Annotated in this window: 22 protein-coding genes; 17 read left to right on the top strand and 5 right to left on the bottom strand. The window is 46.6% G+C overall.

The window, feature by feature from the left end:
* The first annotated feature begins 49 nt into the window (after nucleotides 1-49).
* The 7 genes from queE (at nucleotide 50) to CMM32_11010 (ending at nucleotide 8,592) form a co-directional block, all read left to right on the top strand.
* A complete protein-coding gene (gene queE, locus CMM32_11040) occupies nucleotides 50-685 on the top strand; it encodes a 7-carboxy-7-deazaguanine synthase (protein ID MBT07430.1) in 636 nt (211 codons plus the stop codon).
* Nucleotides 686-723: 38 nt separating this feature from the next.
* Nucleotides 724-1,494, top strand: coding sequence for a methyltransferase (locus CMM32_11035; protein ID MBT07429.1), 771 nt, complete (start codon nucleotides 724-726; stop codon nucleotides 1,492-1,494).
* Between the two features lie 56 nt (nucleotides 1,495-1,550).
* Complete coding sequence (locus CMM32_11030) at nucleotides 1,551-2,396, top strand: S49 family peptidase (protein ID MBT07428.1); 846 nt, start codon at nucleotides 1,551-1,553, stop codon at nucleotides 2,394-2,396.
* A 99-nt stretch (nucleotides 2,397-2,495) separates the two neighbouring features.
* Entirely contained in the window at nucleotides 2,496-2,750 is a 255-nt protein-coding gene (locus CMM32_11025) for a hypothetical protein (protein ID MBT07427.1), read from the top strand.
* Nucleotides 2,751-2,895: 145 nt separating this feature from the next.
* Complete coding sequence (locus tag CMM32_11020; protein ID MBT07426.1) at nucleotides 2,896-3,783, top strand: glycine--tRNA ligase subunit alpha; 888 nt, start codon at nucleotides 2,896-2,898, stop codon at nucleotides 3,781-3,783.
* A gap of 1 nt (nucleotide 3,784) precedes the next feature.
* Nucleotides 3,785-5,896: a glycine--tRNA ligase subunit beta gene (locus tag CMM32_11015; GenBank protein ID MBT07425.1), complete on the top strand. Its 2,112-nt coding sequence runs from the start codon at nucleotides 3,785-3,787 to the stop codon at nucleotides 5,894-5,896.
* Between the two features lie 20 nt (nucleotides 5,897-5,916).
* Complete coding sequence (locus tag CMM32_11010) at nucleotides 5,917-8,592, top strand: pyruvate, phosphate dikinase (GenBank protein ID MBT07424.1); 2,676 nt, start codon at nucleotides 5,917-5,919, stop codon at nucleotides 8,590-8,592.
* Nucleotides 8,593-8,627: 35 nt separating this feature from the next.
* On the opposite strand, the gene CMM32_11005 is transcribed toward CMM32_11010, so the two are convergent.
* The gene (locus tag CMM32_11005; protein ID MBT07423.1) at nucleotides 8,628-9,530 is read right to left on the bottom strand and encodes a glycine cleavage system protein T; all 903 of its coding nucleotides are present in this window, start codon (nucleotides 9,528-9,530) and stop codon (nucleotides 8,628-8,630) included.
* 58 nt (nucleotides 9,531-9,588) lie between these two features.
* Here CMM32_11005 and CMM32_11000 point away from each other — a divergent pair, with 58 nt between their 5' ends.
* The 6 genes from CMM32_11000 (at nucleotide 9,589) to CMM32_10975 (ending at nucleotide 15,558) form a co-directional block, all read left to right on the top strand.
* Nucleotides 9,589-10,674: a hypothetical protein gene (locus CMM32_11000; GenBank protein MBT07422.1), complete on the top strand. Its 1,086-nt coding sequence runs from the start codon at nucleotides 9,589-9,591 to the stop codon at nucleotides 10,672-10,674.
* Nucleotides 10,671-11,639 (top strand): glycosyltransferase 9 family protein, encoded by a 969-nt coding sequence (locus CMM32_10995; protein MBT07421.1) that lies wholly within the window; start codon nucleotides 10,671-10,673, stop codon nucleotides 11,637-11,639. Before CMM32_11000 ends, CMM32_10995 begins: the two co-directional genes overlap by 4 nt.
* Complete coding sequence (locus tag CMM32_10990; protein ID MBT07420.1) at nucleotides 11,636-12,409, top strand: glycosyl transferase; 774 nt, start codon at nucleotides 11,636-11,638, stop codon at nucleotides 12,407-12,409. Before CMM32_10995 ends, CMM32_10990 begins: the two co-directional genes overlap by 4 nt.
* A gap of 14 nt (nucleotides 12,410-12,423) precedes the next feature.
* Nucleotides 12,424-13,434: a glycosyl transferase gene (locus CMM32_10985; GenBank protein ID MBT07419.1), complete on the top strand. Its 1,011-nt coding sequence runs from the start codon at nucleotides 12,424-12,426 to the stop codon at nucleotides 13,432-13,434.
* Entirely contained in the window at nucleotides 13,434-15,188 is a 1,755-nt protein-coding gene (gene asnB, locus CMM32_10980) for an asparagine synthase (glutamine-hydrolyzing) (protein MBT07418.1), read from the top strand. The genes CMM32_10985 and asnB overlap by 1 nt, the downstream gene beginning before the upstream one ends.
* 79 nt (nucleotides 15,189-15,267) lie before the next feature.
* Nucleotides 15,268-15,558, top strand: coding sequence for a D-fructose-6-phosphate amidotransferase (locus CMM32_10975; GenBank protein MBT07417.1), 291 nt, complete (start codon nucleotides 15,268-15,270; stop codon nucleotides 15,556-15,558).
* A gap of 59 nt (nucleotides 15,559-15,617) precedes the next feature.
* Here CMM32_10975 and CMM32_10970 read toward each other — a convergent pair whose 3' ends face one another.
* The gene (locus tag CMM32_10970; GenBank protein ID MBT07416.1) at nucleotides 15,618-16,067 is read right to left on the bottom strand and encodes a heat-shock protein; all 450 of its coding nucleotides are present in this window, start codon (nucleotides 16,065-16,067) and stop codon (nucleotides 15,618-15,620) included.
* 280 nt (nucleotides 16,068-16,347) lie between these two features.
* Nucleotides 16,348-17,265 carry a sulfurtransferase gene (locus CMM32_10965; GenBank protein MBT07415.1) on the bottom strand — a complete coding sequence of 306 codons (918 nt, stop codon included), beginning with the start codon at nucleotides 17,263-17,265 and terminating at the stop codon, nucleotides 16,348-16,350.
* Nucleotides 17,266-17,587: 322 nt separating this feature from the next.
* Between CMM32_10965 and CMM32_10960 the strand changes: the two genes are divergently transcribed.
* A complete protein-coding gene (locus CMM32_10960) occupies nucleotides 17,588-19,090 on the top strand; it encodes an amidohydrolase (GenBank protein MBT07414.1) in 1,503 nt (500 codons plus the stop codon).
* A gap of 119 nt (nucleotides 19,091-19,209) precedes the next feature.
* On the opposite strand, the gene CMM32_10955 is transcribed toward CMM32_10960, so the two are convergent.
* Together CMM32_10955 and CMM32_10950 are read right to left on the bottom strand one after the other, a co-directional pair.
* On the bottom strand, nucleotides 19,210-20,265 hold the full coding sequence (locus CMM32_10955) for a thiamine biosynthesis protein ApbE (GenBank protein MBT07413.1): 1,056 nt from the start codon (nucleotides 20,263-20,265) through the stop codon (nucleotides 19,210-19,212).
* Nucleotides 20,266-20,377: 112 nt separating this feature from the next.
* Nucleotides 20,378-21,259 carry a 2,4-dichlorophenoxyacetate dioxygenase gene (locus CMM32_10950; GenBank protein ID MBT07412.1) on the bottom strand — a complete coding sequence of 294 codons (882 nt, stop codon included), beginning with the start codon at nucleotides 21,257-21,259 and terminating at the stop codon, nucleotides 20,378-20,380.
* Nucleotides 21,260-21,395: 136 nt separating this feature from the next.
* Here CMM32_10950 and CMM32_10945 point away from each other — a divergent pair, with 136 nt between their 5' ends.
* From CMM32_10945 to CMM32_10935, 3 genes are read left to right on the top strand one after another with little or no spacing between them, the layout of a single operon-like run.
* The gene (locus CMM32_10945; protein MBT07411.1) at nucleotides 21,396-21,845 is read left to right on the top strand and encodes a bleomycin resistance protein; all 450 of its coding nucleotides are present in this window, start codon (nucleotides 21,396-21,398) and stop codon (nucleotides 21,843-21,845) included.
* A gap of 21 nt (nucleotides 21,846-21,866) precedes the next feature.
* A complete protein-coding gene (locus CMM32_10940; protein MBT07410.1) occupies nucleotides 21,867-23,999 on the top strand; it encodes an indolepyruvate ferredoxin oxidoreductase in 2,133 nt (710 codons plus the stop codon).
* Nucleotides 23,885-25,498 carry an indolepyruvate oxidoreductase subunit B gene (locus CMM32_10935; GenBank protein MBT07409.1) on the top strand — a complete coding sequence of 538 codons (1,614 nt, stop codon included), beginning with the start codon at nucleotides 23,885-23,887 and terminating at the stop codon, nucleotides 25,496-25,498. Before CMM32_10940 ends, CMM32_10935 begins: the two co-directional genes overlap by 115 nt.
* Nucleotides 25,499-25,648: the final 150 nt, after the last annotated feature.

Genomic DNA, 25,648 nt, shown 5'->3' with positions numbered 1-25,648 from the left:
TGGTGTTCGACAAGTAAGTTTGCTTCGCTAGACGCCTGGAGGTCCGTTAATGGCATATACCGTAAAGGAAATGTACTTTACCCTGCAAGGAGAGGGGGTAAACGCAGGAACCCCTGCAGTTTTTTGCCGATTCTCCGGGTGTAACTTGTGGAACGGTCTCGAACCTAGCCGCGAGAGAGCGATTTGCAAATTTTGTGATACGGATTTTGTTGGCATGGATGGTGTGATGGGCGGGCGTTATACCTCGGCGGAATCACTAGCCTATTCTATAGGCGCCTTGTGGCAAAAGAATTTTTCGGGCCCTAAGTTAGTGGTTTTGACAGGTGGGGAGCCCCTTCTTCAGCTTGACCACGAATTGGTTGATTGTCTTCATAGACTCGGTTTTTTGGTCGCCGTAGAAACGAATGGGACTATGTTGCCGCCTGAGGGAGTGGATTGGATATGTGTAAGTCCAAAAGCTGGCGCCCCTTTGAAGTGCACTCGTGGTGACGAATTGAAGTTAGTTTTTCCTCAGATGGGGCTCGAGCCAGGTTTTTTTCAAGATCTTGACTTCAGCAATTTCTTGCTACAGCCCATGTCAGGAAGTCGATTGGCGGCGAATATGGCCGCAGCGGCTGAGTATTGTTATGTTAACCCGAATTGGCTACTCAGTTTGCAAGTTCATAAGTTTGCGGATATCCCTTAGATCATTGAAGATTGAATGTTTCTTAAAGTACGTGTTGAGTGAGGCCAGTTGTGAAGGTGGTAGAAAATATTGAAGAGGATGGGGGTGAGACGACCAAAGATAAACTGTTGGGCGGCCGGATTTTGTTGTTTCAACCTAGAAAGGGTTATAGGGCGGCCCTTGACTCAGTCCTTCTCGCTTCAGCTGTTCCGGCGGCCGATGGTGATAGCGTTATGGATCTTGGCTCAGGAGTAGGGTCGGCGTCCTTGTGTTTGGCTTATAGAGTAAAAGAATGCCACATAGAAGGAATCGAAGTGCAAGAACCTTTGCTTTCTCTGGGAATCCAGAATATATCTCTCAACGGCTTTGAAAAACGAATAAAATTTATTTTGGGAGATGTCTCCGAGGTTGAGAAATTATGGAAGCCAAGGTTTGATCATGTCATGATCAATCCTCCTTATTTGCCGGCGTCAAGGGCACAAACCACATCTGCCCTGGATCGCTCTAGGATTGAAGTTGGAATAGGTCTTCGAGAATGGGTCTATGCCGCTGCATCACTTGCCAGAGATGCCGGCACACTCACTTTTATTCATCGTGCCGATCGCGTAGATGAGTTATTGTCCAGGGTGCGAGAGGTTGCGGGGGATATAAGTGTATTCCCGATTTGGCCAAGCTTTGGAAAAGAAGCCAAGCGGGTGATAGTAAGGGGGCGAAAGGGTCGTCGAGGCCCAGTCAAATTTTGTGCGGGTCTAGTCTTGCATGATGGTGAAGGTCAGTACACCATATCGGCGACGCAGATTTTATATTCGGGTGGCGCTTTGGAGTTCTAAAGTCCTTGATATGGGTCTTAGAAGGGCCGCATATTTAGTTATGAAAGGTTAGGGTAATGAGAGTTTGGCCGTTTTCCAGGCCCGTTCCTAAGGTGGCGGTTTTGAGGTTGTCGGGCGTTATTGCCGCTTCTGGGAGGCCTGTTTCCGGAGGGTTGAGTATAGCCTCTTTGGACCAATCTATTCGGCGGGCATTTTCCATGAGGGGGGTTAAAGCTATTGCTTTATCCATTAATTCGCCTGGTGGTTCCCCTGTGCAATCCGCGTTGATCAGTCGTCGTATTAGAGCTTTGGCATCTGAGAAAAGTCTCCCAATTTTTGCATTTTTGGAGGATGTTGCAGCGTCGGGGGGATATTGGCTCGCCTGTGCAGCTGATGAGATCTTTGCTGATTCAAATTCAATTGTTGGCTCCATTGGGGTTATTTCTTCAGGCTTTGGTTTTCAGGAGGCAATCCATCGTATGGGTGTAGAGAGGCGAGTTTACTCTGAGGGCAAACACAAGGCGATGTTGGATCCCTTTAAGGCAGAGGATCCCGATGGGATTGCCATGCTGAAGGGTATACAGAAAGAGATTTATGAGGGCTTTATAGAGTATGTTCAGCAACGCCGTGGGAAACGACTCAATGGAGACGCGGAAATTCTTTTTAATGGGGATGTCTGGACTGGCAAACGTGCGCTAGAGCTGGGCCTAGTTGACGGATTGGGAGACCTCTATTCAATCACCCGCCAACGTTTTGGAGAGGATGTCCGGATTAAATTTGTGGAGGCGCCAAAAAATTGGTTCCGGAGGAGAATGGGAGTAGGCCAAAATAACTTTTTTGATGGGCACTTCCCGGCCGAGTTTGTAGATAAGCTATGGTGTCAGGTGGAAGCGCAAGCCCTCTGGTCAAGGTATGGGCTTTAGGGCTTATTTTGGAGTAGGAGTTTCTGAGTTAAAAGCTGGATTTTGGGTTAATACGCTGGAAACGCTTGACCTTCGGGTCTGGACTGTTCAAATAGGGGTATGTTCGGGTTTAGTATACAAAAGCTGCTCTTCACCATCGCTATAATTGTGATTGTATGGTACGGCTTTAAGCTAATTGGGCGTATTGACAAAAAGCGACGGGCGCAGGTTAGAAATGCCAAAAAACGCAGCCCGAAGCCTTCTTCGGTGCTGGAGGCTGAGGATATGGTTCAGTGCGCTCATTGCGGCACATACTATTCGGCGACTAAGGGGGCTAAATCCTGCGGCCAACCTGATTGTCCATATCCTGGGTAAAATAGGGATTAGGATGCCCAGGATTGTGGCAAGTGATGATACGAGCATGATTGTGGCGGGTTTACTTCCGTGATGTTGAGAGTTGGTAATGATCGAATCTAAGTGTCATCCAAAATATCGTTATCTGTCTGGTGATTGAACAGTGTTGAGCCAGACAAATACGGGGACCGCAACGTCTTTCCAGCAGTTGATTTTGACATTGCAGGGCTATTGGTCTTCGGAAGGGTGTGTGCTGATGCAGCCTTACGATTTGAGTGTTGGTGCTGGGACATTTCATCCTGCTACTCTTTTGAGGAGTTTAGGGCCGGATCCCTGGCGCGTAGCATATGTTCAACCCTGCAGACGGCCGGCAGATGGCCGCTATGGGGTAAATCCAAATAGACTGCAGCATTACTACCAGTTCCAGGTGCTTTTGAAACCGTCTCCGAAGGAGATACAGCGGCTCTATCTGGATAGTTTGTTGGCCTTAGGAATAGATTATAGAAAGCACGATGTGCGTTTTGTAGAGGACGATTGGGAGAGTCCAACGCTTGGAGCTTGGGGTTTAGGCTGGGAGGTATGGTGTGATGGGATGGAGGTGTCTCAGTTCACGTATTTTCAGCAGGTGGGGGGAATTGATTGTGAGGTCGTTTCAGGGGAATTGACCTACGGCTTGGAAAGATTGGCGATGTATGTTCAAGGAGTAGAAAATATATATGAACTAGATTGGAATGGTGCCGGGGTAACTTATGGGGACGTATTTCTCGAATCTGAACGACAATATTCCGCTTATAATTTTGAGAAAGCCAATGTAACAATCTTAAGGCGAAATTTTGATGATGCAGAAGTCTCATGTGCGGACCTTTTAGAGAATGGTTTAACCTTACCCGCGTATGATCAGTGCATTGCGGCAAGTCATCTATTTAATTTACTTGATGCTCGCGGGGTCATTAGTGTTACTGAGCGCCAGGCATATATAAGCCGCGTGCGTGCTCTAGCAAGAAACTGCTGCGAATCTTGGTTGGCTTCGAATCGCCAAAAGACCCCGGGCTAATATGTCGGAATTTCTACTCGAGATATTATCAGAAGAGATGCCTGCACGGATGCAGGATAAGGGAATATCAGGTTTGGCGGATGCGTTTCGCCTTAAATTAAGAGAGCATCGGATGGAGTTTAAGCTGCTAAAATCGTATTCCACGCCGCAACGGCTGATTTTATTAGTGGATGGACTTCCAAAGGAACAGAAAGAAATTATAGAGGAGCGAAAAGGACCAAAGGTAGGTGCAAACCCTAAGGCGGTCGGTGGTTTTTTAGAATCAGTGGGCTATGATTCGGTAGATCATCCCGATATAGAGATAAAAAAAATCAAAAATAATGAATTTTATGTAGCACGCCTTCGTGTCGGAGGTCGTAAAACCAGAGATATTTTGTCTCAATTGGTGAAAGAGATTTTGAGCGAGATGCGCTGGCCTAAGTCCATGCGGTGGGGTGCGGGAAGCTTTAGATGGGTGCGTCCAATTGAGTCTATTTTATGTATTTTTGATGGGAAGGTTGTAAATGGGGGTATTGATTTAGGTGTAGTCCGCGGGAAGGGGTCGGGAGAAACACTTTGTTTTGGAAGCGAAACGCGGGGGCATAAATTCTTGGCTTGTGATACGTTCGCTCCCGCTAATTTTGACGAGTACAAGGATCAATTAAAGTCAACATATGTTCAGATTGATAGGGAAGCGCGGAAAAGAACTATTGAGGAAAATGCTTTGGCCCTAGCTACGGCAAAGGGCTTGTCTACAAATTTGGATGGTGACATCGTAAATGAGAATGCGGGCCTTGTGGAATGGCCGGTGGTATTTATGGGGGCGATAGAGCAAGAGTTTTTGACATTACCCGATGAGGTTCTGATTACCTCCATGAAAAGCCATCAGAAGTATTTTCCGTTGCACACCAAAGAGGGAGCATTGGCGCCGTGGTTTATAATGGTGTCTAACATAGAGAGTCTTTCTAAAACCAATGGGATAGTAGATGGGAATGAACGTGTTCTGAGGGCACGATTACACGATGCGAAATTCTTCTGGGAAACGGACAAGGCGATTTCACTTTCTGATCATGGAAAGGGTCTTTCGCACATTACTTTCCATACAAAACTCGGATCAGTTGCTGATAAGGTTGTCCGGCTGTCGGTTTTAGCTCCAAAAATAGGGAGGTTTGTACCAGGCACTGATTCAGAGTCGTTACAGCGGGCAGCTGCACTTTGTAAGGCTGATCTTGTCACGGAAATGGTAGGCGAGTTTGCTGAACTCCAGGGTGTGATGGGGAAATACTATGCCCTGGCCCAGGGCGAGCCGGGGCCTGTTGCCGAAGCAATTGGGGGTCACTATGCCCCTCTTGGGCCAACTATGTCTTGTCCCACTGAACCAAACTGCATTTGTTTGGCTCTCGCCGATAAAATTGATACGCTGGTTGGGATGTTCACTGCGGGCGAACGCCCAACGGGTTCCAAAGACCCATTTGCTTTGCGCAGAGCTGCTTTGGGCATTGTGCGGATAATACTTGAGAATAAGGTGCGGGTGTCGTTGTCTGCAATGATTGCGTGGAGCAGAGAAACTTATATAGGTCAAGATATTGCATGTGGGGATAAAATTGGAGAGGTAGTTTTGCTGTTTATCCTGGATCGTCTGAAGGTTTATCTTCGTGAGATGGGATTTCGGCATGATATTGTGGAGGCTGCGTTCTCTGTTCCTGACAATGCTGATCTAGTACGGCTTCAGCTTCGGATTGAGGCATTACATGACTTTTTATCTTCTGCTGATGGGCTTCAGATGTTAGGAGTTTATAGTAGGGCAATGAGTATTGTGCAAATAGAAGAGAGAAGGAAAAAGGTGAGTTTTAGGGGAAAAGTGGTTCCCGAACTTTTATCCGAACCGGCGGAAAAAACACTTCTTGATAGGCTTGAATCTATGGATGTGCAAATACAGAAGGCTTTGGTAGACGAGGATTTTGTTGGTGCAATGAAGAGTGTGGTTCAGTTAGGGGCGGCTGTCGCTAACTTCTTTGAACAGGTCAAGGTTAATGTTGAAAATGATGAAATTCGTGTAAATAGACTTTGTTTGCTGGGAAGGGTTGGCGCCCTCCTGGGATCAGTTGCAGATTTTTCGGTTATAGAAGGGTGAGCTCGGGTATGGGGCAATCTATGATTAAGTGGGTCTATGCATTTAGTTCGGGGTCAGCAGAAGGTAGTGCGAGCATGCGCGACCTTCTTGGCGGGAAAGGTGCAAATCTAGCGGAAATGGGCAGTTTAGGGTTACCTGTTCCACCCGGCTTTACGATCACCACCGAAGTATGCACGAATTTTTATAAAAATAATGAGCAGTATCCGGAAGGGCTTGAATCTCAGGTAGTAGCGGCTCTTTCAGAAGTGGAAAATGCTGTCTCGGCCAGATTTGGAAGCTCGGAAAACCCACTTTTAGTATCTGTACGATCGGGCGGCAGAGCTTCTATGCCGGGTATGATGGATACCGTACTAAACCTTGGTCTAAATGATAAAACAGTCGAAGGTTTGGCTGAGCAAAGTAAGGATAGGCGGTTTGCTTATGACAGCTACAGGCGCTTCATTCAAATGTACGGGAGCGTTGTGTTAGGCGTAGCCCATCATCATTTTGAGGATATATTAGAAGATTATAAAGAGCAGAGAAATTTATCCCTTGATACTGAGATGCTGGCAGAAGACTGGCAGGCAATAATAGCCAGCTATGCCGCTGAGATTGAACGGCAATGTGGAAAACCATTTCCTCAAGACCCGCTTGCGCAATTGTGGGGTGCCATTGGCGCTGTGTTTGGTAGTTGGATGAACCAACGAGCTAAAACGTATCGCAAGTTGCACAATATTCCAGAGAGTTGGGGAACGGCTGTCAATGTCCAAGCTATGGTTTTCGGAAATATGGGGAACGACTGTGCAACTGGGGTTGCCTTTACGCGGGACCCTTCCACGGGCAATAACGAAATTTATGGAGAATACCTTGTGAATGCCCAAGGGGAAGATGTCGTCGCTGGTATACGAACACCACAGCCATTGACCCTCAAGGAAAAGTCGAGAGGTGGTGTCGAAAGCTTGGCTATGGAGGAAGCCATGCCGGAGATTTACCAGGAACTGCAAAATGTATGTGCGAGTCTAGAGGCCCATTATCGTGATATGCAAGATATTGAGTTCACTGTTCAAAAGGGTTTTCTTTGGATGTTGCAGACCCGTAATGCAAAGAGAACAGCACAGGCAGCTCTTAAGGTTTCAGTGGCTATGGCTAAAGAAGGGCTCATAGAGCCTCGGGAAGCAGTGATGCGGATCGAACCTTCTTCTCTGGAACAATTATTGCATCCTACTTTGGACCCGGACGCCTCACGAGTTGTTCTCGCGCGTGGTTTGGCTGCCTCCCCAGGGGCGGCAACTGGAAAGCTTGTATTTGAGGCAGATGAGGCGGAGAGGCTGTCCCATGCTGGTGAAAAAGTCTTGTTAGCCAGAGTGGAAACGAGTCCAGAGGATATTCACGGGATGCATGCGGCTGTTGGTATTTTAACGGCTCGCGGTGGTATGACAAGTCATGCGGCGGTGGTCGCTCGAGGTATGGGGCGTCCTTGCGTAAGTGGCGCCAGTGAGGTGCAAATAGATTACTCTGCGAAGACCCTAGTAGTCGCAGGAAAAACGATCAAATCTGGGGAAACTATGACTATAGATGGTTCTACTGGGGAGATCATGGAGGGTCGAGTTGCGACAGTCCAGCCCGAACTGGGCGGAGATTTTGATACTTTCATGGCTTGGGTGGATGAGTGTCGGACTCTTAAGGTGAGGGCCAATGCTGAGACACCCGAAGATGCAGCTATTGCACGAAAGTTTGGTGCAGAAGGGATAGGTTTGTGTCGCACGGAGCATATGTTCTTCGATGCGTCCAGAATTTCGGCCATGCGAGAAATGATAATGGCAAAGAATAGTCATGATAGGTCAGGCGCACTTGCAAAGGTGCAACCGATGCAGCGCAATGATTTTGTAGAGTTGTTTGAGATTATGGAAGGATTGCCTGTAACTATAAGGTTGTTAGATCCTCCGCTGCATGAATTCTTGCCTAAGACTGATTCGGAATTCGCAGAGTTTGCTAGGTCAACGGACAGCACGGAAGTCGCTGTAAGAAACAGGGCTACCCAACTTCACGAGTTGAATCCTATGTTAGGTCACCGTGGTTGCCGATTAGGAATAACGCATCCGGAAATATATGAAATGCAGGCGCGGGCGATTTTTGAGGCAGCGGTGGAGGTTAAGCAAAGGCGCGGGAACCCAGTCCATCTTGAAATAATGATCCCACTGGTTGCTACCAAGGCTGAATTGAAGATTATTAGGTCGCGGATTGACCTTGTAGCCAAGGAAATAGAGAATTCTCTTCAAACGAAATTGTCTTATTTAGTTGGAACAATGGTGGAATTGCCGAGGGCTTGCCTTTTTGCAGGATCCCTGGCAAAGGAGGCAGAATTTTTTAGTTTTGGCACCAATGATTTAACCCAGACTACCTTTGGTATAAGCCGAGATGATTCAGGGCATTTCCTTCCAACATATCATGAGACTAATATTGTAGAGCAGGATCCATTTGTTTCTATTGATGAGGACGGAGTTGGCGAGCTAATCCGAATAGCTACGGATCGCGGTCGAACAACTCGTCCGGATATCAAACTAGGTATATGTGGCGAGCATGGGGGAGATCCTAGCTCTATTTCTTTTTGTCATAAAATTGGTTTGGACTACGTTTCGTGTTCAGCGTACCGCGTGCCTATCGCGAGACTAGCTGCAGCCCAGACGTCGATCGGCGAAATTATTAAAGGTGATTAGGGAAAAACGATGTTGCCGTTCTTGAGGGCAATGGCTTACATATTTTCAAGGCCCATCCACTTAGGGAGGACGGGGACCACTATTGCGGAGCCTGCACGGAATTCAGCATTTTGAGCTTTGGCTTCTGTCCAACGATCTAGGCGAATAGTTGCCATTCCTACGTTATCTCTCACAGATCTCATTTTGCCGATTTCCGTGTTCTTCCATAAAATTCTTTCATTATTTACTGGAGCGGGACCAGAAATATTTACCTTTACTAATCTTCGGCGGATTGTGCCTCGGTGTTTTTGGCGTGCGGTATTTTCCTGCCCTACATAGCATCCCTTATCAAAAGCAACTCCGTTAAGCTCTTCAAAGTTACTCTCTAAAAGAAATGATTTGTTTACCTGTATATCGCGACTTCCGTCTGGCACTCCATTTTCCAACCGGTGTGAATCAAAATTCGACTTAGTGGCAGAATCAGGTAATTCGCGACTGATAAATTTTTCTATATTAAGTTTGCTTCCTATAACTCTGTATCCTAACGCGGCAAGGCGTGGATCTAATACTACGGAGCAACCTGATATTGTGGTTGTATGACCGGGTTTGTGATCGCTGGCTAAAATGAGAGGGCTGGCTTTTCGCCAGAAGGCTGCTATCAGGGTATCCTCCTTTATAGCCGTGATTGTAACCTTTGCTCCAAGGCGAAAAAGGGTAAGGCGGTTAACCAAGTCCGATATGCGGCCTTGTTCAGTGTCGAGAAGAAACCTATGGTCTACTTGACTAATCACAAAATCGTGAAGGTATTTTCCTTGGGGCGTCAACATGGCGGCATAAATTGAAGTACTAGGGGAAATATTATTAACGTCATTAGAGATCATAGCTTGAAGGAAAGTTCGTGCGTCCGGACCTTCAACCGCTACCACCCCTCGATCGTATAAAACCTCATAAAAAATCATATTAACTGCCCTTAAGCCACTAAGTTATTATAACACCTTCTTCTTTGGCTTCCTAATTATGCCTTCAGCCTTTGCTTGGCAGAACCGCAAGGAACATCGTATAAGTGACTTGATGTTGATTACTTTCCTAGATGATTCGGTGCCTTTTGATGGCCAAAGTCCTTCCAAACGGGCAATTGGGGGCGGGGAGAAGGCATTGGTGGCGTTGAGCACCGCCTTATCCAGACGTGGCCACACGGTTCGAGTTTTCAATCGATGTTTGTCAGGGGTGGTTGTTGAGGGAGTGAGTTGGCAGCCGATTGAAACATGCAAAGCAACATACTCTGACTGGTTGATAGCACATCGGAAGCCGACTCTCTTGTCTTATGTGCCCAGAGCGGAAAAAGCAGCACTTTGGGTGGGTGGTCATGCAGGATATCTGGCAAAACCAGATCCTTTGAAGGCGATGAACAGCAGGCAGCCAATATTATTATTGCAGACACTTTGTCAGAGTTCCACCGTGCCGCACTCTTTGCAGTTAAGATCTGCTGAGATGCTTCCACCTGCGACCCTTGACTGCTATAGATTATCAAGAGGAATGGCATCAAGTTCTCCTAAACGCGTGGTTGTAACAACCCATCCCAGAAATGGAATGAGCTGGTTGGTGCGACTTTGGTTTGAGCAAATATCTAATCAGGTGCCTGATGCCGAACTTCATGTTTATTCCTCGCTGTTGTCTAGAGGGTTAAGAACCCAGGTCCCGGACCCGGTGGTAACTGAAATTTTGCAGTTGGCCGGGCAAAATCACAACTCTAGTGTCAAAATTTTTGAACCGATTCCGGATATCCGGATGGTAGAAGTCTACAGGGCTGCAAGGGCTCATTTGTATCCAGGCGATCCTCGGGATCTTGTGTGCCCTACACTAGGTGATAGTCAGTCTTCAGGCCTTCCTGCGGTAAGTCGTGATCTAGGGGGCGTTGGGGAACGTCTTTTGAATGATAAAACAGGGTTTCTCGCAGTGGATGATGATGTGTTTAAGGAACGGGTTGTCCGGCTAATAAATGATGATGAATTCTTTATGGAGGCGAGCAGGATTGCAAAGAAAGAGCAATCCAAGCGCAGTTGGGATGATGTGGCTAGCGACCTAGAGCGGATTTTCTCATGAAGGTACTTTTCATCACTTCTACCCGGATAGGGGATGCAGTTTTGTCCACTGGTATTTTGAAGGAATTAATTCAATCACATCCTAACATAGATATCACTATTGCCTGTGGGCCAGCGGCTGCTCCAATTTTTTCGGAAATGCCTCGTCTAAAAAAGTTGGTCGCCATGGAGAAGAAAGTTTGCTCTCTTCATTGGTTTGATCTGTGGAAGATATGTATAGGTATTAAGTGGGATATTATAGTGGACCTACGAAATTCTCCCGTGAGTAGAATGTTGTTTGCCCGGCGCCGGTACGTTATGAGGCGGGTTGATCCATCAATACACAGAGTTCAGCAGTTGGGTGACGTGATGGGGATGCGGTCATCGCCACCATCTCCATTCCTGTGGACTTCTGATCGCCAAGAGGAGGCAGCCCAAAAAATTATTGAGCCGAAACAAAAAGTGTTGGCCTTGGGGGCCATGGCCAACTGGAAGGGAAAGGAATGGAAGCTTGAAAGATTTTCTGAGTTGGCTTTTCGATTGACCCAACCCGGAGGTATTCTTGCCGGTGCCTCTGTGGTCATTTTGGGAAGCAAAGCAGAGCTGCCTCGTTCCAAAATAGTGCTAGAGAAAATTCCAGCGGAAAAACGTGTAAATTTGGTTGGAAAAATTGATCTTCTTACGGCTTATGCGGTACTTAGACGAAGTTCGTTGTTTGTCGGAAACGATTCCGGGTTGATGCATATGGCGGCAGCTTCTGGTATCCCCACCCTGGGATTATTTGGGCCCAGTAAGGAAGCGCATTATGGTCCTTGGGGCTCCAAATCCGCTTGGATCAGGACTCCAAAAACATATGATGAATTAGTAGGAGAACCGGGTTACGATCATCGTAACACCGGAAGTTTGATGTCTTCTTTGAGTGTGGATCAGGTTGAAGAGGCTGCGATTACTCTGTGGGGGCAGCACAGGCGGGCTGTCGAGAAATGAAGAGTGAAATTAGTTTGTCCGTACTGGTGGTTGTTCATAATGAGGAGAGGCAGTTGGCTGACTGCCTTTCTCGTTTAGTGGCAGCGGATGAATTGGTAGTAGTTCTGGATGGCTGCACTGATAAGTCTAGAGAGATTGCTAATCGTTACACAGACTTTTTAATTGAGGGATCCTGGGATATCGAGGGAGAGAGACGTAACTTGGGTTTGGACTCTTGTCGCGGTGAGTGGGTATTAGAGGTTGATGCAGATGAGCGAGTATCAGATGAATTATTACTAGAAATCAGAGAAGTGATCGATGGAGCGGACCCGGGTTATTTTCTAGTCCCTTTTGATAATTACATAGGGGATAAGCTAGTGAAATATGGATGGGGAGGATCTTGGGGTGTGATGGCAGCGCCGCGTCTTTCTAGTCGAGGCGCAAAGCGTTGGGGACGCCAGCGTATTCACCCGTCTTTGAGTTTGTTGGGGGAAAAACGTTGGTTAAAAAATCCGATCAGCCATTATGTTGACAAGGACTTCAACGATATGCTGGAGAGGCTCAAGCGTTATACCGACGCGCGCGCGGCCGATTTGTTGGCCTCGGAGGCGCAAAATCCTCCAATGATTTGGACACTTCGACGATCGTTGGGAAGGTTTATCAAATGTTATTTCTTAAGGCGGGGCTATCGGGAAGGACGTTGGGGATTTGCAGTTGCCCTAATGTCGGCCCTTTATCCGCTAATTTCGCATCTTAAGGTCGATTTGAGGCGTCGGGGTGGTCTTCAGTGAAGGTTTTGCAAGTAATGTGTGGGGCCGAAACGGGTGGGGCAGAAGAGTTTTTTGTTAGGCTTGCCACCGCATTTGTAAAAACGCCTATATGTCAAAAAGTAGTTATCAGGGCTTACCCCGATAGAGTTAATGAATTGAAAGCAAAGGGAGTGGATATGGAATTGCTTCCTTTTGGACGAAGGCTGGATTTTCGGACCCCGTTCACCTTGAGAAGAATAATTAGAGAATGGCAGCCGGATGTGGTGTTGAGCTGGATGGGCCGTGCGGCAGAGGTCTGCTCTAGGTCTTTGACAGAAAGTGGTCCAGTTCATGTGGCGCGGTTGGGGGGCTATTATAAGCTTAAATATTTTGAAAAATGTGATCACCTCATTGGTAACACTATGGGAATGGTTGGGTATATTGGTAAGCTAGGTTGGCCAGAAAGCGCTACGCATTATCTCCCAAATTTTGTATCTCCAGAAAAATCTAAGGAGGTAGACAGAGCTACCTTGGCCACTCCGCAGGATGTTCCCTTAGTTTTAGGTCTCGGTCGGCTTCATGCTAACAAAGCATTTGATGTGTTATTGGAATCCATGGAAATGTTGCCAAAACATTGGCTTTGGATAGCCGGAGCAGGGCCAGAGGAGAGGTCTCTACGTGTCCGGGCGAAAGAGCTTGGAATAGAAAAGCGGATTCGGTTTTTGGGATGGAGACGAGATGTTGCTTCTCTTCTAGCATCTGCAGACGTCTTGGTTTGCCCATCCAGAAAGGAACCCTTAGGGAACGTTATTATAGAATCCTGGGCCCATGAGGTACCAGTTGTGGCGGCTGCATCAGCTGGTCCAAGAGAACTTATTTCACATGAAAAGGATGGTTTATTATGTGAGGTCAATAATCCCGTAGCTATAGCCGATGCTGTAACTAGGGTTGATGGTGATATGGGTGCAAGGCTTTCGGTACAAGGGTTGCGAAACTACCAAGAAAATTTTTCTGAGGAGGTTGTTGTCAAAAAATATCTTCGGTTTTTTGAGTCGGTGAGACGGTGATGTGTGGAATAGCTGGAATGATGATGAGGGAAGGTCTCAAGCCATCTGTAATTCAGTTGGAAATCATGTCTTCGGCTCTTGAGCACAGGGGGCCCGATTCCGAGGGAAAAGTTTTGTTCGATAATGTAGGGCTAGCCCATAGGCGTCTTTCCATAATTGACCTAGAAACTGGACAGCAACCGATGTGTGATAATGGAGAGAACTACTTAATTGGTAACGCCGAAATATACAATTATCGTGAGATAATCTCTGAGATGAATAACGTGAAGTTAAAGTCTAAGTCTGATTGCGAGCCTCCCTTGCATCTCTATGCACGATATGGTCTCGACTTTGTTAATCGTTTGCGAGGGATGTATGCTTTTGCGATTTACGATAAGCAAAGGGCGAGATTGGTCTTAGCGAGGGATCCTTTTGGTATAAAGCCTTTGTACTTTGTGGAAGATAGCGAAGGGTTCTTTTTCGCCTCTGAACTGCAGGCATTGCTAAAGGCTGGATGTGCGGAAAGAAGGATATCCAAAGTTCTGGTTTCTAGGCTCTTGAATAAACAATTTGTGCCTGGGGTGGAAACCATATTTCCAAAAGTTAAAAGGGTGTCTCCAGGAGAAATCATAGTGGTCGAAAAAGGGAAGATTGTCGAGCGTCGCCAAAACCATGCTCTGCCAACTTCTCCGATTTTAGTTTCTTCGTTGAGCGAGTTAGAGCGGGATCTTGACCGAGAGCTTGCAGAGAGCATTGAATTCCATCAGCGATCCGATGTGCCGTATGGGTTATTTTTTTCAGGAGGTATAGACAGTGCCTGCATTTTAGCTGAGATGGTGCGGCGAAAGGACCATCCGGTCATCACTTACACGGCTGGATTTGATGCTAGTTCGGTGACTGATGAGACCAAACATGCCCGAAATATTTCTGAATCGGTGGGTGCTTCCTATTCGGAAGTTAGAATAACGTGTGATGATTTTTGGAGAGAATTACCAAACATTGCGGCCGCTTTGGACGATCCGTGTGCGGATTATGCGATTGTTCCTACATATATTCTGGCGCGTCATGCTGCGAAAGATGTCAAGGTTGTGTTATCGGGGGAGGGTGGAGATGAATTATTTGGTGGCTATGGTCGGTATAGACGAGAATTAAGACCCCGTTGGTTGGGGGGACGTGGGTCCCCTAAATCATTCTTCAATAGGCTAGGTGTACTTATAGAAGGGGTAGATTTTTCATTCTCCGAGGAGTTCAATGAGGGCCCTTTCTCCACAAATCTCCAGAGAATTCAGGCTCGAGATTTTGCAAATTGGTTGCCCAATGACCTTTTGTTGAAATTAGACCGGTGTCTGATGGCGCACGGTTTGGAGGGAAGAACGCCATTCCTAGATCCGGTGCTGGCCGATTTTGCCTTTAGGCTTCCTGATGAGGCCAAACTTCAACGGGGCCTAGGGAAATGGCTTTTACGGAAGTGGCTATCTAGGCGCTTACCTCGGGCTGGGGCGTTTTCGAAGAAGAAGGGGTTCACTGTACCCGTTAGGGAATGGATGGCGGCCGGTGGTAATAATCTTGGCGAATTGGTAGCGGCTCAGCCAGGAGTGAAAGAGATATGTAGGCCAGGAACCATAGTGCCATTATTTAAGAATCCCGGGAAAAGGGCAGGGCAGGCGGCCTGGATATTGCTTTTCTTTGCACTTTGGCACCGGAAGCATGTTTTGAATCTCTCCCCTGATGGTGGCGATGTTTTTGAGTGTTTGAGCTCTAGTGCTCTGAGCTAATGGTTATTTGGAGAGGATGTTCATCCTAGGGAGTGATAAAGCTGTTTTTAAGGGGTTTAGTAAGAAAGGAAGAAGGCTAATGTCAGCATATGTTATAGCCCAGATTGACATAACTGATCCTGATCTTTTTAAGAAATATGGAGAACAAGTTGCGGCTGTAGTTAAGCGTTATGGTGGCCGCTACATTGTTCGTGGTGGGTCAATGGATAATCTGGAAGGAGCCCTTGCCCGAACTCGTTTAGTTGTGATCGAGTTTGATTCCCAAGAAGCTGCAAGACGTTGGTATACCTCGGCCGAATATGCACCTCTGATAGAGTTGCGTCAGAAAGCGTCTGAAGGAGAGGTGGTTATTGTGGAGGGGGTCGGGTAGCGAACCATCTCCCTCTAGTAGAGGAAAATGTCCGCTACCTTCATCATGATTTTGAGTTGCTAAGCAGCCTTTCTTGAGCCTAGGGTCTTGCTAGTGTTTATCGCGATGCGCTTTGGCCTCATTTCTTCTGGTAACTCCCTGACCAGATCAATATTCAAGAGGCCGTTGTTTAAGTCCGCATTGGTCACTTTTATGTGATCAGCTAACTGGAAACGACGAACAAACGATCGTCCCGCAATGCCCCTGTAAAGGTAGGAGGGTCCCTGTTTCTCTTTCCCTATTTTACCGCTTACAGAGAGAGAATTTTCCTTCACAAGTACTTCGACGTCATCCTCGCCATATCCAGCTATGGCGATTGAGATTCGGTAACTTTCTTCATCCAATTTCTCTATATTATATGGTGGGAAGGACGCGTCCTCGTCAACACGAAGTGCAGCATCGAAAAGGTGGTTTAGGCGATCAAATCCAACGGATGTTCTGAAAAGTGGTGAGAGATCGAAAGTGTGCATTATCATATCCTCCATTGAGCAACACGATTTAAGGTATGGCCCGCAAAGCGCGGCCGGTTTCTTGTAGGAACCCTGTCGCGGCATTACCTACATTAGATGATATGGGGACTTTTCTTTTGCAATCAAGGAGTGGAAGGAAATATTTTTGGTTGCAGGTGCCTTGGAAGGAGTATGAGATTCCTTTGTTTAGGTCCAAACAAAACACCTCTCTTCAAATGGTTAACAATCGTTGATCAAAAAATTTACGTGCCAGCTGTAAATTGATGGCGGAACGACAGGTTCAGTCAAGCTGAATATGCCTAGTCATGGGAAGTTCATGGTTTTTAGTCCATTCAGCGAGTGAACCATCATACAACACTGCCTCTGTGTTATTGAGAAGCTCATGTGCTACAAACCAACCTACGGAACTTTCGAGGCCAGCATTGCAGAAGAAGATAGTTTTGCCAGTTAACGGCACATTGGCTGCAGAAAACAATTTTTTTAATTTTTTGGTGTCGCGGAACAATAGGCTGGAATTAATGGTGAACCAGCTCATGGGAAGGTTTAAGGCACCTGGTATGGTTCCTGGCCTTTTTAACATCCATGCCTTATTAATTCCGAGAAACATATCGTTGCTACGGATATCAACAAGGGGAGTTTTCCCATCTATGGAATTCTGGACTTGCTCCGAGGATATCAGCAGATGGGAATTTGGTTTGGCTGTATATTCGGAGGGGCTGATTTCAGTTACCCCTACATCAAAGTCAGTTGACCATTCATCCATCCAAACTGGTAAACCGCCATCGAGGATTGAAACGTTATCATGGCCTAGATATTTTAGAGTTAGGTAAATACTAGTAGTCTCGGCGATATCAAATTCACCCGTTCCTGATCCATAAATGACCACGTGACTGTCATTGGTGATCCCCAATTTTCCCATGAGAGCCTCGAGATGCGGTACTGTGGGCATCATGTGTGGCACCCCGTCTTTTCGTGTTCTCCATCCATCCTTGTAATAATTGGTGTGAACTGCACAGGGGATGTGGCCGGCTTTATAGTCTTCTGCTGACCTTCGTACATCGAGAATTGTCACGTTGGGCTCACAGACTAATGGCTTCAGCCATTGAACATCTACAAGAGAATAATTTTCTGCAGGATGAACGTGGCTAGCAAAAGCCATAAAAAATAAAAATATCGAAAGCAGTTTTTTAATTCCCATTATTTACTAATCCATTTTTCTTGATTACAGAACGGGCTATCTAGGCTATCAAGGCGGACTCATACTTAATAATTGCCCCCATGCCAAACTTTCACGCCAACATCCTAGCTTATCAAAAGGCAGTCAAGGTAACTATATGAATTTGAGAAGACTATTTTAGTGATTTTTATTTTGCGAATAGAGAAACGCTAGAATCGTAAAGTCGATAACAGGTGACTGAGAATTGGTGATAATGCAAGGTGTAAAAATTTATTGGGTTCTCAACCTTCTAGCAATGATTTAGGACAGTACTTTTTCTGATAATGCACTAGGGGTTGTTAACATGCCAAGGTGGCTTAGCGAGCGCGAGGAACGATTAGTAGAAGGTGCGGAAGTATCAGACTCTCCGTATCCCCTGCCTACCCAGATTGTATCTAATGGGGAGTATTTGCCTCCTGCGCAGAGTCCCAAACAAAAGATGGTTGAGGGACGGGTCGCCGAGTTGGCGGACCTAAATAGTAAAAGCTTAGGCTTAACTCGAAGGCAATATTTATTGACCAATTGCGGTTTAGCGGCTGCTTTCCTTGCCATGAACGAGGTTTACGGGGCGGAGATATTTCAGGTCGATGCTACTGAGGCGAGAGATCCAAGATTAACGAAAGATCGCGCTGACAAGTTGGCGAGTCAATTTATTTTTGACGCACAAACCCACTTTGTGAGAGATGATTTTCCACATGAAGAGATCACTCGCTTAGGGAATTATTCTTCGCAACATTGGAGTCTAAACCCAAAACAGGATCCCGTTAAGCTCAAAGATTACAAATTCGATAATTATGTTCGTGAACTATGGTTTAACAGTGACACTAAGATGGCATTGCTGTCTGGGGCGCCTTTTGATGATCCGGAGTGGTATTTACTCTCTAATGAACAGATAATGGATGCGTGCAGCATGGTGAATAACTTGTCTGGTAGTGTCCGGCTACGTGGACATGCGGTTATTACCCCAGGCCAGCCAGGCTGGCTGGATACCGTGGATGAAGCTATAAGCCATGGCAACCCAGATTTAGTGTCGTGGAAAACCTATACCATAGGGGATCCTTCTGGTCCCTCGAAATGGCCCTGGCGTTTGGATGACGAGAAACTTATGTACCCGTTTTACGAGAAATCTCTAGCGGCTGGAATAAACACGATATGTGTTCATAAAGGCTTAATGCCACCAGACTATGAACAATCATTCCGCGGTCTATGGCGGTACGCAACAGCTTGGGATGTGGAGAAGGCGGCGCGGGATTGGCCAGATATGAACTTTATTTTCTATCATTCGGCGTTGCGTCCGTTTCTTGAACTACCAGATCAAGCGTGGTCAGAGTTTGAACGGACTGGTCGTATAAAATGGGTCACGGATCTGTGCGAAGCGGCAGAGGCCGCCGGAACAGGCAATGTTTACGGCGAGCTTGGTACTTCCTTTGCTAACTCAGCCATTGCGCACCCTAAATTTTCTGCTGCATTTATCGGCACTTTAGTAGCCGGATTGGGGCCGGACCATGTGTTGTGGGGGACGGATTCGGTTTGGTACGGGTCACCCCAGTGGCAAATTGAGGCCATGAGGCGTCTTGAGATACCCGAGGACATGCGAGAGAAATATAGTCTTCCAGAATTGGGGGGGCCAAATAGTAATACGAAGCAGGCTATCTTCGGTATTAACGCGGCACGTATCTACGATGTCGATGTAACAATGATCCAGAAAGATTTCGAAGTAGATAAAATGTCTGAACTAGTACGTAATCATCGGGAATTTGGGGAAGGCCCTACAAACAGGCGCTATGGTCTGGTGCGAAGGTCCTAGCTAGTTTATTTAGAGCAAGGCGAGATGTTAGAGAGTGCCATGGGCAAGATTTTCGTGGAACCCACAGTGGTCTCTTCCCTCGCTAAACTACCTACCAGTAGCTAATAGGTTTTCTTAGTTTAACTGACTATTCTTCGTTTAGTGCCATCCGTTGCGCTAATTACAGCCGTCATGCCTCCCACCCGTTCAACTATTGGGCGAGCATTATCAGGTGTGGCTATAAAGAGCGCCGTCGACATGGCGTCAGCTACCGCTGCGCTATCAGAAACCACTGAAACAGAGATATTGTGATTCCTAGGCAGGCCTGTGCGGGGATCAAATAGATGATGAAAGCTTCCATCACGGTTAAATTTTGTTCCGAAGCCAGATGATGTCGCGACGGCTTTATTTTCCAATTCGACGGTTTCAGTAGTCTTAGTGCGGTCTTTGGGGTCAGCTAGGCCAATTCTCCAGGGGCGTCCTTCCGGGTGTTCTCCCAATGTCCTTGTCTCTCCTAGTTCGACCAATACTTGAGTGATCCCGCTCTGCTGCAGTAATTCGGTAACGGTGTCGGTAATGTATCCTTGTGCTATACCATTTAACGTTACTTCCATCCCCGGGCGACCAAAATTTATCTTTTGGCTTGAAACATCTACGGCACGATAGTCAACGTAATTTAGAGCCTTAAGTATTTCCTGGCTCGGGGGACCTTCAGAAGCTGCAGAATTTTCTTGGAAGTGCTTTGTAAAGACCTTCCAAAGAGGTTGAACCGTAATATCAAAAGCGCCATCTGTGTCGTATCCAAATCCAATGGAAGTTTTACAGAGTTTTGTGAGATCAGCAGATGGATTTGAAATATACCCCTGGCTGTTCAAGAGTGTTAGTTCGCTCTCGGGTCGATGTAGGCTGAAAATTTGTTCGAGGCGTTCGATTTCCTGGATTACGGAAGATATTATGTTCTTGGCTTCTTCGGGGTTGTGATGAGCTAGGGTCAGTTGTGCCTGTGCGCCCAACGCAGAACCTTCCCACTTGTACAGAGATATGTCTTTAGAGCCAGCAAAAGCCGTGCCTAACCCCAGGGTCGGTAGGCCTGCTGCACATCCAAATAGGGTTATGGCTCGACGCCGAGAGATAGTTCTATAGGCTTGCCGGGTCTCTGCAGGCGCTAGGGAAGTATGGCCTTGTGGGTTGTTCATTATGGCACCATGTTCAGTTATTAAAATATCTTATTAAATAGTCCAGCCTTTATGTATGCCTCCAGTGTAAGTAGAGTGTTGGAATGTTCCTTCTCCACTCTGGCTTTCGTATTTAGGCGACTTTATCCTGCACAACCCAGGGGTTACCAGGGGAGTCGCCAGCAATCGTTGTCCTGTGCATTACACGTTTATACCTTGCTTCATACGGGCGCCCCCTATGCATGACCATACGATTATCCCACATTACCAAGTCATTCACCTGCCATTTATGAGTATGAACAAATTCAGGCTGCGTGGCGAAGTCATTAAGTTTAGCGATTAGAGATCGCCCTTCTTCCTCCGGCATACCAAGGATGTGTGATGCGTGCCTTCCGGCATAAATAGCTCTCCGTGTTGTTTGTGGATGTACCCGTACCATGGGGTGTTGTACGGGGGGAAGTTCTTCTTTTTCTTGGTCGGTTAGAATGTTAGCACTTATCTTCCCGCTTGAATACAGGTAGCTGTGTACCGCAGTTGATTTTTCTATAAGAGTTTTCGTTTCTTCGTCTAGTACGTCGTAGGCCGCTCTCATGTCGCAATATTGTGTTTCGCCGCCCTTTGGAGGTACCGCCCTCGCGGATAAAGCTGAACCCAGCGCTGGAACAACCTTAAATGAGCTATCGGTATGCCAGGTGCTGTTTCCATTCAGAAATTCTGCCCCATCACTTCCTTTCTCAAACGTCTTCCCATCCGAACCAACATTAGAAAGTTTGGATATTTCGGGATGTCCATTTCCAAATTTCCCACCTATATTTCGTTCCAATGGTCCTATCTGCGACGTAAAAGAAATTTGTGATAAATCGTCGAACGCCTGATTTCGGAAAAGGAGGACAGCATGCTGAGCAAAGGCCTCTTGGATCCTTGCAAGTATTTGAGCGCTTAATTTTTTTGTTAAATCGACCCCCGAAACTTCGGCAAAAAAATGAGGATGTAAGCGCTTTATCTCTATAGTCATGAGGCACCTTGCTGGTTAAATTTAGTGTATTGTGCCAGAAAAATGATGGTGGGATCAAGAAACTGGTGTTTAGCAGTTTGGTCGTATACCATAAATCGTGCGGGCTAGCTCTGTTGTTGAAGGATACGGGGAAAGAATGGCGAAGTTTAATATTATTGGCACAAATCATACAAGTTTCACGGTTTCTAATCTGGATACTTCGATAGCATTTTATACCCAAACCCTAGGATTTCCGCTTCTCAACAGGTCTTTCAGAGACCCTGGTTTTACAGAAAAGGTGGTGGGTATTCCAGGGGCTGAAATTGAAGTGGCCTATATACAAGCTCCTAATCACAAACTGGAACTGATACAGTACCATTCTCCGGAAGATAGGCGAAAGTTGGATGCGAGGCCTTGTGACTCTGGTTTTGCCCATGTAGCCTTTGATGTGGATGATATAGACTCCGTGGTGGCGTCTGTGCGTCAGGTTGCGGAGCCGCTAAGTGAACCCGTAGTAGTGAATGCTGGCCCTAATAAAGGGGGTAAAGCTGTATATACCCGGGATCCTGACGGCATAACTATTGAATTTATACAAAAGCCGGATTAACTCCATTTCGCTAGGTGACATATGGAACGATCATTCAAAAAAGAAGTAGAGCAGCTTCGCTTAGGTGCTGGAGAGACTTTCTCTGGTGAAGGCATCCTAGCAGTTACCAAGGCTCTCCTTCAATCGGGAGTCAGTTATATTGGTGGGTATCAAGGTTCACCGATATCCCAGCTTCTGGACGTAATGGTTGATGCTAGTGATTTGTTGGATGAGCTCGGAGTGCATTTGGAAACCCCAACTGGGGAAGCTGCTGCCGCTGCAATGTTAGCGGCTTCAATTAATTATCCTATGCGAGGTGCGGTAACCTGGAAATCTGTTGTGGGTACCAATGTTGCCTCTGATGCGCTGTCCAACATTGCTTCAGCTGGGGTTGTGGGAGGGGCATTAATTGTTATAGGCGAGGATTATGGCGAAGGCGCTAGTATTATTCAGGAACGGAGCCATGCCTATGCGATGAAGTCGTCCATGTGTTTGCTGGATCCTCGCCCCGATCTGGACAGTATAGTGCGGTCTGTGGAAAGAGGGTTTGATTTATCTGAAGCTAGCAATATGCCCGTTATGTTGCAGCTCAGAATACGGGCGTGCCACGTTACAGGAAATTTTGTGGCAAGGAACAATCGGGAGCCCTTGGTATCTCGAAAACAGGTATTGCAGGAACCAAACTTTGATTTTGAGAAATTTTGTCTACCACCCTCCACTTACCTGCAAGAGAAGAAGAAGGTTGAGTCTCGGCTTCCTGCTGCAGAAAAATTCATAGTTGAGAACAAATTTAATGAAACTTTTGGCCCGGACTCCTGTGATATTGGGATCATTACCCTAGGAGGTCATTATAATGGTGTGGTGCGCTCATTAGAACGTCTCGGTTTGTCAGATATATATGGCAATACAAAGGTCCCTATTTATGTCATGAATGTGGCTTATCCTACAGTGCCCAGAGAAATAACTAGTTTTTGTATGGATAAAAAAAGTGTCTTGGTAGTTGAGGAAGGTTTTCCAGAGTATATTGAGCAGGCTATCAATGTTGCCCTCCGGCAAGCAAATCAAAGTACCAAGGTTGTGGGGAAAGAGATCTTGCCTAAGAGTGGTGAATATACTGCTGATGTTATGCAACGCGGGATAGAGCAATTTTTGGCAGAGGCATGGTCGGACCCAGATCATGATGCCAGACGAGAGTTGATTACGCATAGGATCGATAAGTTAACTGACCAAGCAACCGCTTTATTAGGCGAGGCGCTTCCACCAAGGCCACCAAGTTTCTGTACAGGTTGTCCCGAACGGCCAGTTTTCAGTGCAATGAAAATTTTGGAAAAAGAATTGGGGCCCACCCATGTCGCCGCAGATATTGGTTGTCATACCTTTGCTGTGTTGCCTCCTTTCAATATAGGAAATACCGTCGTTGGTTATGGGTTGGGATTGGCAAGCTCAGCGGGTGTTGCACCTAGTTTTGGTAAAAAAGTTGTCAGTATAATGGGAGATGGTGGCTTTTGGCATAATGGACTGTCCTCCGGCGTGGCCAGTGCGAACTTTAACGAAGACGACTCAGTTCTTGTTATTATGCAAAACGGGTATGCTTCGGCGACAGGATGGCAATTTTTGCCTTCAAGCGAAACTAGTAGGTTCGGTCGTGGTAGGGGCATGTCTATACAACGCGCGCTTAAGGGCTTAGGAATAGAGTGGGTGAAAAAGGTTCGGACCTATGACGTTGCTAGTATGGTCCGCACCTTGCGACGGGCGGTAACTGAAACGAAGAAAGGCTTAAAGGTTATCATTGCGGACGGGGAGTGCCAGTTAGCGCGGCAACGGCGGATCAAACCTGAAATCGAGAGACAACTGGATGCTGGCAAGCGCGTTGTCACTGCTAAATATGGAATTGACGATGAGCTTTGTACAGGAGACCATTCATGCATAAGGATGTCGGGTTGCCCGTCTCTCACGATTAAGCCTAATCCTAGCCCCCTTCGAAAGGATCCCGTGGCTCACGTGAATAATGGTTGTCTGGGCTGTGGATTATGCGGAGAGGTAGCGCATGCAGCTGTGTTATGTCCCTCCTTTTACAAAGCCGAAACCATTCGAAATCCAACCAAATTCGACCTTTGGTTGAATCGCTGGAGGGTATTCGTGATTGGAGTGCTCCAAGGCTTAGTGCGAGTTTAGCCCTAGTGTCGGAGCGCCCTATTACATTACTAATCGCCGCCATGGGAGGAGAGGGTGGTGGCGTTTTTGCTGATTGGATTGTAAAAGCTACCGAGCGCGCCGGCTTGCTGGTGCAAAGCACTTCTATTCCTGGGGTAGCACAACGGACTGGGGCAACTACCTATTATATTGAAATATGTCCCATAGCTGGGGCTGATCTAGAAGGACGGAAGCCGGTTTTTTCACTTTATCCTGGGGCTGGTGACGTCGATTTGATGATTGCCACCGAGTTATTAGAAGCAGCGAGAGCGGCACGTAATGGTTACGTTAGTCCTGATCGCACAACTTTGATAGCGTCAACCCATAGGGTGTTCACAATTGGTGAGAGGGCAGCCATGGGTGATGGACGTTTGGATCCGGTCGAATTGCGCAACGCCTTGAAAAAAATGTCTAAACTATGCGTGTTACATGATTTTCTGGCTGTGGCTGAGAGCAATGGTTGTCCTATAAACGCAGTACTTTTGGGTGCCTTATTTGCTTCCGGAGTTCTACCGATCCAAAAGAAAAATTTTGTGATGGCTATCGAACAGGGTGGTAAGGCGGTTAGTGCCAATTTATCTGGTTTTGAAGCAGGAATAGCTTTGAGCAAGAGGCGTGAGGAACCAATAATTTTGACCACTAAATCTTCTGAGGAGAATGCCTTAGAAATACAGCCATGGCTGGAAAGTATTCCCCAAGAATACTCAGATTTGCGGGGAATCGTGACATTAGGGGTACAGAGATTAATGGAATATCAGGGTAGAAAATACTGCAAAAAATATCTTACCCGTATGGAAAGCATATTGGAAGTGGATTGTTCCCAGGACAAAATTGTAACCACTGAATTCGCGCGGGAGTTGGCCCTTTGGATGTCATATGAAGATGTTATAAGAGTAGCCCAAATAAAAAGTTCTTCTGGGCGGATGCGAAACATCAGATCTGAGTTGAAGGTTCCATCCGGGATTCCTGTACAAATAACTGAATTTCTAAAACCTGGGATTGAAGAGCTTTGTTCCCTTTTGCCTAAGTTCATTGCTACGCCTATTTTGAGGAGTTGTAAAAAACATGGGTTCGCGAGGGGGCTAAATATCGGTATTTCACTCCGGACTTCTACTATTTGGGGTTTTTTGGTGTTATGGCTCTTGTCCCGGTTAAAATTTCTTAGGCCCATTGGATCTCGATGGGAGGAAGAACAAGAAAGAATTGATGAATGGGTTGAGGATGTTCGGATAGCGATCAGAATAGATGTGGATTTGGCTAGGTCAGTGGTCGAGTTGGCACGCTTGATTAAGGGCTATGGTGAGACCCATCACCGGGGTGTACAAAATTATAAGAGAATTAGGGAAGAATTATTAACCAAGGCGCTCGATGGTTCTGGCGAACCCAGGATTGGGGGTCGAGCAATTAAAGGAGCCGTAGAAGCTGCTTTGGCCGACCCGGAAGGAAAAACATTAGATAGTCGATTGGCACTTCCTTCATAGAAGCTGCCGCACTCCCCAACTCATTGGTCCTTTTGGATGCCTTTGTTGGATTTATTGTCTGTTAAGCTATTGTATAGCAAGAGTTCGGCTTTATTATGGGTGCTAGAACGTGGAGACTGGGGTCGCACTAGACCTCGGCAATAGTTTTTC

It is taken from the genome of Rhodospirillaceae bacterium, assembly GCA_002728255.1.
Classification (GTDB): domain Bacteria; phylum Pseudomonadota; class Alphaproteobacteria; order UBA7887; family UBA7887.
Note: the sequence above shows the minus strand (reverse complement) of the source record. Positions and strands in the feature narration are given on the sequence as shown.